Source organism: Paenibacillus sp. 01T424 (assembly GCF_056398745.1).
In genome coordinates this window covers 118,869-131,419 of sequence record NZ_JBFTPZ010000015.1, presented here as the reverse complement: position 1 = coordinate 131,419, position 12,551 = coordinate 118,869, and the positions used below count along the sequence as shown (strand labels likewise).

Genomic DNA, 12,551 nt, shown 5'->3' with positions numbered 1-12,551 from the left:
TGTACTGCTATTTTTCTATTCTGGTCTATGCTTGCTTCATAGGATTATGGGCAAGCGAAAGCCACCCGACCTCCAGACTTACCTTAGGTAAGCTGCGAAGCAGAAACGCCGGAATCCTTGGTTATTCTTTATCTGCCCTAAAATACTTTCGGGTTCAATCATTCGTCTTACCGACAGCGAATATCCTTCCTCGCAGCTCAGTTTTTCCCTTGCTTGCTGCTTGTAGCGCATAATAACTCAGACTGACCATATCCAGCATCGGCGATGATCCTCGTATGATTGTAATGTGCGCGAACCGATAGTAAGAGTAAATAAGTGTAAAAGTGCACCTGTTTTTAACAAACAAGATTGGAAAGTTGCAAATAGGTGTACTAATACCTCTAATTGATCAGATTTGAAGAAAATTTGGTTAAATAAGTGCATTTCTGCACTTAGATGAAGATGCTGCAGGCGCTGCCGCAAAAGTCTTTGCATCAGGGAAACATCCCCGTTTTCAAATGAAAGGACTTCAAATTCCACTGTATAGTGGAGCTTGAGGTCCTTTTTCTCGATGAAAATAAGTTCTAAGTAGTGCTCAAAAAATCGCAAAATGACTTTTGAGACAGCCCCTTTTTTAGTTATATAAGATCTAAATTATTCAACTTTCGCATTGGTTTCGACTGCTGGAGAGCGTAGCCAGCAAATACAGGATAGCACAAGCCGACTACGAACAAATAGGGCTGCGCAAGGACCTTTCAATTCTTTTTTTAGTGAATGGAGAGATAATCGCATCAAGTTACCAAAAATGGTCATCGGTCTACTCTATTTATGCCGGATGGCAGCTTTTACAATGGTGGTACGCAGTAAGCAATAGCGTTGCCTTTCAACAAAGCGAGGCCATAACAGAGCATGGAGGGAGTTGCAAAATGAAGCTGTCACTTAGCATGTGGAGCATGCACAGAACCGTGAGAGAAAACGGATGGAAGGTGCTGGATTTTCTATCCTTTTGCAAGGATGAAGGGATTGAGGATGTCGAGCTGTTGAATGTGTTCTGGAAGGACGTTCTGGAGGAACTGCCAAGCGTGCTTGCATTTGTGAGAGATAATGGCATCAAGGTGTCCAGCTACGCGGTAGCCAATGATTTCGTCAAGGCAACCGAGGAGGAAAGAGCAGGGGCGCTGAAGGAGATTACGGATGCCTACCCTGTTGCGAAGATACTGGGAACAAACGTCATCCGCGTGTTCTCCGGCAACCTTAGCGACATTGCAACCTACGAAGAAGCGCTGGACTGGATTGTCGATGGACTGAAAGAAGCTGCTGCAGTCGCTGAGAAGGAAGGCTTGGTTCTCTGTTTGGAAAACCACGGAAAGTTAGCGGGAAGCGGCGAGCAGGTCAAAACGATCATCGATCGGGTTGGTTCTCCGGCTCTGCGATCCACGTTTGACACAGGCAATTTTCTGCTCGTAGACGAGCATCCGACAGCCGCGCTTGAGACGCTGCTCCCCTATGTCTCGCATGTTCATTTCAAGGATTTTGAAATGCGTGAAGACGGGCGCTATAAGTCTCTCGGAGGCAAAGCTTTTGAAGGAATCAACCTAGGAGACGGCGATGTTGAATTGGAGAAAATCGTGAACAAGCTGGTGGAGAATGGATACCGCGGAGCGTTTGTTCTTGAATATGAAGGTGTTGGCAGCGAGGCGGAAGGCATTCGGCGCAGCTATGACTATTTTGCAACCATTATTTAACCCCAAAGGAGATAAGTGCATGGAACGAGAAGCAATGGCCGACATCGTAGTTGTAGGAGGAAGCACGGGAGGAGTTGCGGCGGCGCTGGCAGCGGYGAAGTCGGGCAAAACCGTTATCATGACGGAGGAGACGGATTGGATCGGCGGTCAATTAACGAGTCAGGCGGTTCCGCCTGACGAGCATCCCTGGATCGAGTCCTTCGGCTGCACCCGGAGCTATCGCCGCTTTCGCGAGGATATCCGCGCTTATTACCTTGATGCCTTTCCACTCACGACAGCGGCGCGGGAGAACGAACAGCTAAACCCAGGTGGCGGTACGGTCAGCCGTTTATGTCACGAGCCACGCGCGGCGCTTGCCGTTTTGGAGCGTCAGCTTGCTCCTTATGTACATAGCGGGCAGCTGACGATATTGCGCCGCCACGTTCCAGTGAGTGCCCATTGTGATGGCGATGCCATCGTCTCGGTGACGGTTAAAAGCTTGGACAGCGGAAATACGGTGCTGCTGAAGGCTCCATATTTTCTCGACGCTACGGAATGCGGCGACCTGCTTCCACTGGCCGGCGTGGAATACGTTACGGGCGCGGAAGCGCGTGAAGAAACAGGGGAGCCTCATGCTGTAGAAGGTGAGGCGCTGCCGCAAGATATGCAGGGCTTTACCTATTGCTTCGCCATCGATTATCTGGAAGGCGAGGATCATACGATTCCAAAGCCAGAGCTCTATGATTTCTGGAAGGAATACAAGGCAGATTTCTGGCCGGATCGCCTGCTAAGCTGGACCGGTGTCAAGCCGGCAACGATGCAGCCGGTTCAGTACGGTCTTTTCCCTGGCGAAGGCGCTTTTTCGCTGTTCAAATATCGTCAAATCGCTGAGAAGGAGCACTACGTTCAAGGGACTTACAACAGTTCTATTTCGCTGGTCAACTGGCCGCAGAACGATTATTGGCTGGGCTCTATTATCGATGTGAAGCCGGAAGATAGGGAGCGTCACTTAAACGAGGCGAAGCAGCTCAGCCTGTCGCTGCTTTATTGGATGCAGACAGAGGCTCCTCGCCCGGATGGGGGGAAAGGTTACCCTGGGCTAAGGCTTCGTCCCGATGTGGTGGGGACAGAGGATGGGCTTGCCATGTATCCGTATGTTCGGGAGTCGCGCCGAATCAAGGCGGAGTTTACGATTCTGGAGCAGCATGTTGCAACGGAAAGCCGTCCTGACGGCCGTGCGGAATATTTCTCGGATTCAGTGGGCATCGGCTGTTACCGCATTGATCTGCATCCCAGCACGGAAAATCAGCCCTATATTGATATATCGTCGCTGCCGTTCCAGATTCCTTTGGGCAGTCTCATCCCGGTAAGAGTGAACAATCTGCTTGCTGCTTGCAAAAATATCGGAACCACTCATATTACAAACGGCTGCTACCGGCTTCATCCGGTGGAATGGAATATTGGCGAGGCAGCGGGCTATTGTGCTAGCTTCTGCTTGGATCGCGGCTTGACGCCAAGCGATGTCCGCTCTTCGGAGACAGAGCTTGCCGCTTACCAGAGGTTTCTGGCTGCAGAGGGCATCGAGCTGGCATGGCCTTCGCTGCGTGCAGTTTAAATTAAATTAACTAATGAGGAGAAAATCGCAATGAGCAATCCTATTCGAATTGGCGTAATCGGAGCTGGCTCCATATCAGAAATGCACTTTGGCTCCTACAGCAAAAACGTGGATGCCGTGCTGGTCGCTGTCTGCGACTTGAAGGAAGAACGGGCGAAGGCAAAGGCGGAGAAATATAACATTCCTAACGTTTACACCGACTACAACGAGCTGCTGGCGAACCCCGATATTGATGCGGTCAGCATCTGTACTTGGAACAACACCCATGCGGAGATTAGTATCGCCGCTCTGAAGGCAGGCAAGCATGTGCTTTGCGAGAAGCCGCTTAGCAAAACGGTGGAGGAGGCACGAGCGGTTGAAGCGGCTGTCAAGGAATCCGGCAAGACGCTGCAGGTAGGATTTGTCCGCCGCTATGCCTCCAATACGCGGATTGTAAAAGCATTTTTGGACAATGGTGAAATCGGCCCGATTTATTATGCCAAAGCTTCATGCATACGCAAGCTGGGCAACCCTGGAGGCTGGTTCGCTGATGTGGAGCGCTCCGGCGGCGGTCCGCTGATCGATATCGGCGTTCACGTCATCGATCTTTGCTGGTATTTGATGGGCAAGCCCAAAGTTAAATCCATTAGCGGCAACACCTACAACCGTTTAGGCAACCGCTCCAATGTGAAAAACTTGAAGTTCTACAAGGCAGCCGATTATGATGCAGCACTGAACACGGTTGAGGACATGGCCAATGCGCTGGTACGCTTTGAGAACGGGGCGTCGCTGCTGGTTGATGTCAGCTTTACGCTGCATGCGAAGCAGGATGAGCTGACGGTAAAGCTCTATGGCGAGAAAGGCGGCGTCGAGCTGGAGCCGGAGCTGACTTTAATTACAGAGAAGTATGACACAATTCTGAACGCCACGCCGCAAATTGACAATCTCTCATTCGAATTTGTGCAGGGCTTCCAAGACGAAATCAATTACTTTGTTGAAGTTTGCCAAGGGAAGAAAAACACGATCAGTCCGGTGCAGGACGGCGTTGAAATCATGAAAATACTTTGCGGCGTGTACGAGTCGGCGACTCTAGGCAAGGAAATCCATTTCGACTAGGGGAGGCGTGGAATCGGCATGTCTGTAAATATCGGAAATCCTATAGGCGTCATTGTAGACAGCTTTGGCGTCGGCGTTAAGGAAGGGCTGAAGAAGGCGAAGGAGGTTGGTGCGGAGGGGGTGCAAATCTATGCCGTTTCAGGCGAGATGGACCCGGTTAATCTCGGCGCTGCCGCCCGCAGGGAGCTGAAGGCTTATATCGATTCATTAGGGCTGGAAATCAGCGCGTTATGCGGCGACCTGGGCGGCCATGGCTTCCAGGATAAATCCGTTAACGTGGAAAAAGTGGAGAAATCAAAGCGGATTCTCGATTTGGCGCTGGACCTCGGCACGACCATTGTAACGACTCACATCGGAATCGTGCCGGAGGACCAAGATGGAGAGGTGTTCGCTGTTATGCAGGAGGCTTGCCGCGAGCTGAATGAATATGCCAATAGCATGAAGGCCTATTTCGCTATCGAGACCGGCCCGGAGACGGCGGCCCATCTGAAAGGTTTTCTGGATACGCTAGGTGGCAGAGGGGTATCTGTCAACTTTGACCCTGCCAATATGGTGATGGTGACGGGGGATGATCCAGCGGAAGGGGTTCGCCTGCTTAAGGATTACGTCGTTCACACCCATGTCAAGGACGGCATACGTCGCAAGGTGGTAGATCCTCGCATGGTATACGGTGCGCTTGGCTATGAGCCGATGGATCATGCCAAAATTGCGGAGATGGTGAGCTCGGGACAATTTTTCCGTGAGCTGCCGCTCGGCGAAGGGAATGTTGATTTCGACAGATACTTTACGGCGTTAAAGGAGATTGGATATAATGGCTATCTGACGATCGAACGCGAAGTTGGAGATCAGCCGGAGACCGATATACGCAAAGCGGTTCAATTTATTAAGAGCTTCCGCTAGCCCCAGTTATTGAATCTAAGATTTAAGCGGGCGCTTGTTGGAAGTACAATGGAAATAACAGATTTATTCACATTTGCTGGATTGGACGTAAAGCGGTTGCTGGAGCGGCTATTGGAATAGGATGGGCTTAACAGCCTGCAAAGTTCGAATAGCCATAAGGGCAGCCGCTTCTATTTATTCTAAAATATAGGAAGTATATTCTATAGCGATATCCGTATTACCTTGTTATTTATGCAACCGCTTTAATGTATGTTCGCTTTAATGACATGAAAAGAAGATTGGTCTAATGCATTATGCCTTTCTACTCTTATTAGTTGTATTTCGTGTTATTATAGTTAACATAATTTAGATAGATAACAGTGAGTAGGTGGGAAGGAGGCTGCTTTTGCTGGTTATGTACCGCAGTCTAGCGCTTGCTTGAAGGAGAAGTTGAATAGGGAGTAATGCCGGATGCATTCCGGAAAAGATGGAGGGGGAGCTATGGAGCGCAAAAGGTTCAACTGTCGTTTGATTGTTCGGATAATAGCGTTGTTAATGGTAGCTGCGACGGTGCCAAGCTGCAGCGAGTGGGAGAAGCTTGGTCAGCCGCTGCCCACATCGCAGAGCCGCGTCGCGATTTCGATGGTCATTAACGATTTGGGCATGACATTCCCGGATGGTTCAGACGAAAACGATAATCCTTATATAAACTATATAAAGGAACGTACAGGACTGGATTTGCGGGTCAATATTCCCCCTCAGGAAGTTTATGAAGAGAAACTAAACGTCATTATGGCTTCCGGAAATCTCCCAGATCTCATTCACACTTTCAACCCGGTTTGGTTTGACGAATATGTCAAAAAAGGGGCTTTTACGCCGCTTGACGACTATATTAACGAATATGGGCAAGATCTGAAGAAGTTTATTCCTGAAGAGGCTTGGGATCGAATGCGCTACGATGGAAAAATTTACGGCATTCCAAGTTTAACAGACGTGCAGGGCATCGAGTTGATGTATGTGCGGAAGGATTGGCTCGATAAACTAGGACTGCAGCCGCCAAAGACGCTGGACGAATATTATGAAGTCATGCGCGCCTTTGCAAAGGAAGACCCTGACCGGAACGGGCTCAATGATACGATGGGCCTTATTTTGCTCGAGGACATGGGGCGGACAGCGCCGTTTTTTGGCGCTTTTGGTGTTCAATTAAACTCTTGGGTGGCGCGCGATGGAAAGCTGGTTAATGGGAGCACGCTGCCGGAGACCAAGCAAGCGCTCGCTTTTCTGGCAAAGCTTTACCGGGAAGGGCTGATTGATCCGGAATTCCCGCTTAACCGCAACAATGCCTTTATCGAAAAAATCGAGAACGGAAAGGTCGGCATGTTTTCCGCGACTTGGTACGATACGCGCGGACCCATTGCGGCAAGCAAAAAGAAAGATCCCAAGGCGGAATGGATTCCGCTGGAGTATCCCATCGGACCGGAGGGGCATAGCGGCGTATATAACAAGGATTTAATCCGCGGTTACAACGTGGTGCCGGTCGGTAAGAAACATCCCGAAGAAGTGGTAAAGCTGCTTAATTTCATCGTGGGAGAGGGCAGGGAGACGTTGAAGCTTGGTTTTGAAGGCAAGATTTGGTCGATGAAAAATGGGAAAATGGTCACCGATTTTGTAGAGCATGACAAGCATTTGTACAGGGGCATCTACCAGTCGCTCGTCGATGTCATTGATCCTGTTATGGCTAAGGCTCGGTTGGATTCGCTCGGCGACTTTCACTTATACGATAATTTGCAGATGATTGAACAAAATTTAATAAAAAACGAATTTTTCGGAATTCCGACACCGGCGATGAGCAAGTATGCCGGACATTTAGAGGAGCTTGAGAGCATTTTTACACAAATCGTGATGGGCATCGTTTCGCTGGATGAGTTCGACAGCTTTGTGGAGGAGTGGTACCGCGAGGGTGGCGCAGAGGTTACAGCGGAAGTTAATCAATGGTACGAAGCCCGCTTGAGCGCCGGAGGGGGGAGATAAGCATGAGAAATCCCGTCAAATGGTTTCGGGATCGCTTTTCCCGCAAAATCCAGTTTCGGCTAACCTGCTATTTTATGTTGATTTTGCTGCCGCTCGTCTTGGTAAGCCTATTTGCCGTTGATCGCTCCCGCAGCATTCTGCATGACCAAGCGGTGGAGCGGTCCAGTACGGTACTGAATTCAGCTATGGACTATATTGATTTGACTTTGCAAAATGTGGAGGAGATTTCGACGCTGATTGCAACAGACCCTGTGTTTATCAAGCTGCTTGCAGATAACGGAGCGGAATTGTCGCCGCTCTCCATCGTCGATTTTTCGATGCTGCTGAAGCAGCTGTCGAATGTAAACTCTATTAATCATATCGTATCGCAAATATCCTTGTATCATCAGCCCTCCCACATGATGATTTCGACGAATTATGGAGGGAGAAGGCTGAGYAGCCCTGAACAGCAGCAATGGCTTGAGAATACCGCCATTACTAGCGGGACGGAAATCACTTATCTGCTGGCGGAGGAGCCGATTGCCGGCAACGCGACCTTCGGCAGCTTAATTAATACCGATAGCGTATCGCTGCTGCGAACCATGGATTTGTACAACAACAATCGCAGAGCGGATGTAGTCATTATTACAGTGGACAAAAGCAAGCTGATCAATCTGATGAAGTCGCTGCTCCCATCGCCTTCGGCTACCATTTATTTGCACAGCGATACCGGCAAATTGATTGCCGGGACAGGCAAGCTCGACGGCGCAGAGCATACGCTTGCGGAGGGCGTGGGCATGCCTGGCCTTCCCCGCACGACGGATGCGGAGATGACCGTTTCTATCGATTCGGAGTATTCCAAATGGCGGCTGACGTTGATACAGCCCAAAAAAGAGCTGTACGCCAAAACAGATCAGCTTCGATTGTATACGTTAGCTATTATTTTCGTAAGCGTCCTTCTGGCGCTGGGCATATCCTGGCTTGTTTATATCGGTATCGCTTCTCCGGTAGATAAGCTGTTCAAGGGCATGAAGCGTCTGGGTACGGGAAATATGAATGTGCATCTGGAGAATACACGGCACGACGAGCTGGGTTATTTGACGGAAGCGTTTAATCGGATGGTCGTAGACCAGAAGCGGCTAATTGAAGATCATTACGAGCAGCAGCTGAGGCTGGCCAAGACGGAGCTTCAATTTTTGCAAACCCAGATTAACCCTCATTTTTTGTATAATACGCTGGATTCAATTAACTGGACAGCTAAAAATTACGAGGCGGATGAAATTAGCGAGATGGTGCTGAATTTGTCGCGTTTTTTCCGTCTAAGCCTGAACAAGGGCAAGGATGTATTTACGATTGACGAAAGCTTGTCGCATCTGCATTATTACATTCGCATTCAGCAAATCCGTTACTTGGACAGCTTTGAGGTGGAATACGACATTCAGGAGGATTGCCGCCCCATCCCGATTCTGAAGCTGCTACTGCAGCCGCTTGTGGAGAATGCTATCCTGCATGGGATGGAAGGGAAAACGGAAGGCGGAAAACTTGTTATTTCCGGCCGAATAAAAGATGGAGAGGCCGTTCAGGTCACCGTAAGCGATAATGGTTCAGGGATGAGTTCGCAGCGACTAGCCTATATTCAAGAAGAAATGAAGCGGCTGGGACAGCGCGAAGCGAATCTGTTTTCGCTGGAGGACGAGGAGACGGGTGACCTGTTCGGCCTGCGCAATGTAATGACCCGAATTAAGCTTTATTACGGCAAGGAAGCTGAATTGATTGTCGAAAGCGTGCAAGGACATGGAACCTCGGTCACCATTTCGCTACCGCTGGATCAATGCAAGGAAAGTTTTCGTGCTGTAACTCACCATACTCTGGAAAAAGGGGAGCGATCCGCATGAATTTAATGATCGTTGAGGATGAACTGCGGCTTAGGTTGGGATTGGCTAATAATATTCCATGGGAGGAGCATGGCATTGAGGTCGTCGGACTGGCTGCCAGCGGGGTAGAAGCGCTGGCGTTGATCGAGCGGAAGCGACCCGATATCATGCTGATTGATGTCCAGATGCCGGAGATGGATGGGCTGACACTAGTGAGGAAGCTTAGGGAATATCCAGACAACGGCGTACAGCTGAAACTGATTATATTAAGCGGACATGACAACTTTGGCTTCGCTCAGGATGCTATCGCTTTAGGGGTTTCCCAGTATTTGCTGAAGCCCGCGGCTGAAGAGGAAATACTGGGTGCCGTACTGGAAGCGGCAAAGCAGCTGCGAGACGAGATGGAGCAGTGGCGCGAGCAGGCAGAGCTGAAGGTAAAGTGGCGTGAGCATCTTCCCCATTTGCAAAGCAGTTTTATTCGGCAGTGGGCAGCAGGCGACTACGACGATAGCGAGGTGCTGCGAAGAGGTGCGGAATATCAGATTGAGCTTGAGGAGTCCGACCGGATCGCAGTTGCGGTGGTGGATATTGACCCGCTTCCGCAAGGGGATGGCTGCTTTCGCGCGGAGGATGCTCCAATGTGGCGTTTCTCATTGCAATGTCTGGCGAGAGAAATGCTGCCCGCCTCCTGTTGGGTGTGCCCTGATCATCAAGGGTACACGCTCCTTGTTTTTGTGCTGCGGCGTGAGGAGGAGCCGGGAGACAGCGCTTTGCGCGTACAGGCATCGGTCGTTCAATTGTTGTCGCGCACCCGGGAGACGCTTGGGCTGACAGCGAGCGCAGGCATTTGCGCTGCGGCCGGAGGGATTGGCAGCATGAGTGCGCTGTATGCCGAAGCTTGCCGTGCCTTACAGGAGCGTATTGTATACGGCTGCGACATCGCTATTCCTTACCGCGAGATTGGCCGTAAGGAACAGGGGGTTCAGGTACAGCAGGGATTGGAGAAAGCGCTGGAGATCGCCATGGAAACCGCTGACGAGGCAAAGGCGCTGGAGGCTTTGCAAGGATTGTGGGACAAAAGCCTAGAGTCCGTGGAGACGGCGGAAGAGGTCCATGAGGCCGTCCTTTATTTGAGCAGCCTGTATATCCGTATGATTCAGAAGCAGGGCTGGCGAATTGGCTGCGTGGCAGGAGAGGATATGATTTATTTCGAGAACATCAGGCTGCTGGCGACGAAGGAGCAGATTCGGGCCTGGCTGGTCCGCTTGACTGGCCGCATCTGCGATTACCTGCAGCAGCAGCGGAAAACGACGAGCAATGGAGTGGTACGCTCCATTCTGTCTATCGTCAATCAGGAAATCGATCAGGATATTACGCTGCATACGGTAGCAGATCGCCTTTTTATCAATTCATCTTACTTGAGCCGGCTGTTTAAGCAGGAGACAGGAGTACCTTTTTCGACCTATGTGCTGGAGCGCAAGATGGAACGGGCCAAATCCGTTCTGCAGAATGGGGGCAAGGTGTACGATGCTGCTCGTCTCGTGGGCTACCGGGATGTGAGCTATTTCACCAAGGTGTTCCGCAAATATTGGGGCGTCAACCCAGGTGGAGTTAAAGCGTGACAGCTGCGCCTAATTAGGTGGCGTGCAATAACCAAAAAAATTAAAAGAGGGTGTCTCAAAAGTCATAATTGACTTAGGGACGCCCCTTCTTCATTTTGTAAAACTATATTTCTTTGTTTTGATGCTATTTTGATAAGTCTTCAACAACATTCTCCGCGATCAACGCCCAGCTATCCTGCACAATTGCAGGAACTTCGCCCATTTTAGCTGTGTTGGATACTTATGTTGTATTTATGCAATAGCTTGCAATATGATCTGCCATTTTAGCATTTAAAGAGTGCTTATACTGCAGGAAATACAATATAGCTACACGTAACTATGAGAAAGATGCCGCTATCCTGCGAATATGCAGTATAGAAAATAATGAAGAACAATGTAGAAGTGCATACTTGCCGGATTAGAAAGGGGGATATCCAAAAAGGGTGAATCGGTGTGAGAGAATCCCATAGTGTGCGCAAAAGAACCTTCAAAACCACTACGAAAGTGAATCTGAAGGTTCTTTTTTGCTAGCATATTACGTGAAAAGTGGAGGCTGAATGATTCGGGAATTGCTTTACGGGCAGCCCTTTTTTTATAAAAAAATTTATAGCTCTTACACAATGAAGTCGACTTCTATATCACCCGTAAGGGTTTGCCATCAAAGAACGGCGACAGCCGTTACACCTTGTTTATGAAGAAATCAAACATCAAAGTACCAGAAATAGTAATGGCATTACTCTACCAACCCTGAGCGCTGGATACTACAATTTTAGGTAGAAAGCATCAAATCGAGGGGGAATACGATGAAAAGCGCAACGGCACCACTGGATAAGCCCCAGGCTAAAAACAATTATGTCAAACGGCTTGCTGCCGATGTCAAACGGGATTGGGATTTATATGCACTTCTTGTCCCTGGAATTTTGTTTCTTTTGCTCTTCAAATATGCCCCGATGTATGGCATTACCATCGCCTTTAAGGATTTCAATATCTTTGATGGCTATGACGCTAGCCCGTGGGTAGGATGGAAGCATTTTGCCAAACTGTTCAACTCTCCTGATTTTCTGCATGTTTTTCAAAACACCGTTATTATCAGTTTTCTGAAGATCGGTATCTTGTTCCCGCTGCCGATTCTCATTGCCCTGCTGTTGAATGAGATCAGGCGGATGTTGTTCAAGCGCGCGATTCAGACCGTTATCTATTTGCCACATTTTCTGTCCTGGGTTATCGTAAGCGGTCTATTTATCGACATGCTTTCCAGCAACGGCGGTTTGGTCAACAAGGCAATGGGTATGATCGGCATGGAGCCGATCTCGTTTTTCCTGGACAACAGCGTGTTCCGAGGTGTTCTGATTACCTCAGCGGGCTGGAAGGAGACGGGGTGGAGTACCATCGTGTATCTTGCGGCCTTCGCCACGATTGATCCTGGCTTGTACGAAGCAGCCAAGATTGACGGAGCGGGGCGGATGAAGCAGCTGTGGCACATTACGCTGCCTGGCATCGCACCCATTATACTGCTGATGTTTATTCTAAGGCTCGGCAGCATTCTGGAGGCTGGCACAGAGCAAATTCTCGTCATGTACAATCCCACAGTATACAAGGTGTCAGATGTCATCGGCACCTATGTGTACCGAATGGGCCTCGGCAATCAGGACTACAGCTTTACGACCGCTGTTGGCGTATTTGAATCCGTTATTGCCTTCACGCTCGTCTTGGCGGGCAACGCGCTTAGCCGCAAATACCTGCAACGCGGGATTTGGTAACTGAAAGGGGAGAT

Annotated in this window: 8 protein-coding genes and 1 pseudogene; 8 read left to right on the top strand and 1 reads right to left on the bottom strand. The window is 49.6% G+C overall.

Going from position 1 to position 12,551, the window contains the following annotated elements:
- Nucleotides 1-25: 25 nt before the first annotated feature.
- Nucleotides 26-231: pseudogene (locus AC1DPK_RS14185) on the bottom strand (transposase); the annotation flags it as partial.
- A 674-nt stretch (nt 232-905) separates the two neighbouring features.
- On the opposite strand from AC1DPK_RS14185, the gene AC1DPK_RS14180 reads away from it, so the two are divergent.
- The 8 genes from AC1DPK_RS14180 (at nt 906) to AC1DPK_RS14145 (ending at nt 12,537) form a co-directional block, all read left to right on the top strand.
- Nucleotides 906-1,724, top strand: a complete 819-nt coding sequence (locus tag AC1DPK_RS14180) for a sugar phosphate isomerase/epimerase family protein (RefSeq protein ID WP_477510710.1) — start codon at nt 906-908, stop codon at nt 1,722-1,724.
- A 19-nt stretch (nt 1,725-1,743) separates the two neighbouring features.
- The gene (locus AC1DPK_RS14175) at nt 1,744-3,318 is read left to right on the top strand and encodes an FAD-dependent oxidoreductase (protein WP_477510709.1); all 1,575 of its coding nucleotides are present in this window, start codon (nt 1,744-1,746) and stop codon (nt 3,316-3,318) included.
- Nucleotides 3,319-3,348: 30 nt separating this feature from the next.
- Nucleotides 3,349-4,413 carry a Gfo/Idh/MocA family protein gene (locus tag AC1DPK_RS14170; protein WP_339204799.1) on the top strand — a complete coding sequence of 355 codons (1,065 nt, stop codon included), beginning with the start codon at nt 3,349-3,351 and terminating at the stop codon, nt 4,411-4,413.
- 18 nt (nt 4,414-4,431) lie between these two features.
- Complete coding sequence (locus AC1DPK_RS14165) at nt 4,432-5,313, top strand: sugar phosphate isomerase/epimerase family protein (protein ID WP_477510708.1); 882 nt, start codon at nt 4,432-4,434, stop codon at nt 5,311-5,313.
- A gap of 480 nt (nt 5,314-5,793) precedes the next feature.
- Nucleotides 5,794-7,323 (top strand): extracellular solute-binding protein, encoded by a 1,530-nt coding sequence (locus AC1DPK_RS14160; protein WP_477510707.1) that lies wholly within the window; start codon nt 5,794-5,796, stop codon nt 7,321-7,323.
- A gap of 2 nt (nt 7,324-7,325) precedes the next feature.
- Nucleotides 7,326-9,197, top strand: coding sequence for a cache domain-containing sensor histidine kinase (locus tag AC1DPK_RS14155; RefSeq protein ID WP_339204795.1), 1,872 nt, complete (start codon nt 7,326-7,328; stop codon nt 9,195-9,197).
- Nucleotides 9,194-10,798, top strand: coding sequence for a response regulator transcription factor (locus tag AC1DPK_RS14150; protein WP_339204794.1), 1,605 nt, complete (start codon nt 9,194-9,196; stop codon nt 10,796-10,798). The genes AC1DPK_RS14155 and AC1DPK_RS14150 overlap by 4 nt, the downstream gene beginning before the upstream one ends.
- Nucleotides 10,799-11,580: 782 nt before the next feature.
- A complete protein-coding gene (locus AC1DPK_RS14145) occupies nt 11,581-12,537 on the top strand; it encodes an ABC transporter permease (protein ID WP_441884929.1) in 957 nt (318 codons plus the stop codon).
- Nucleotides 12,538-12,551: the final 14 nt, after the last annotated feature.

What these genes read in the sequence shown, in the direction of transcription:
- AC1DPK_RS14180 (WP_477510710.1), top strand. Translation starts at nt 906, where the DNA reads ATGAAGCTGTCACTTAGCATGTGGAGCATGCACAGAACCGTGAGAGAA.
- AC1DPK_RS14145 (WP_441884929.1), top strand. Translation starts at nt 11,581, where the DNA reads ATGAAAAGCGCAACGGCACCACTGGATAAGCCCCAGGCTAAAAACAAT.
- AC1DPK_RS14160 (WP_477510707.1), top strand. Translation starts at nt 5,794, where the DNA reads ATGGAGCGCAAAAGGTTCAACTGTCGTTTGATTGTTCGGATAATAGCG.
- AC1DPK_RS14150 (WP_339204794.1), top strand. Translation starts at nt 9,194, where the DNA reads ATGAATTTAATGATCGTTGAGGATGAACTGCGGCTTAGGTTGGGATTG.
- AC1DPK_RS14170 (WP_339204799.1), top strand. Translation starts at nt 3,349, where the DNA reads ATGAGCAATCCTATTCGAATTGGCGTAATCGGAGCTGGCTCCATATCA.
- AC1DPK_RS14165 (WP_477510708.1), top strand. Translation starts at nt 4,432, where the DNA reads ATGTCTGTAAATATCGGAAATCCTATAGGCGTCATTGTAGACAGCTTT.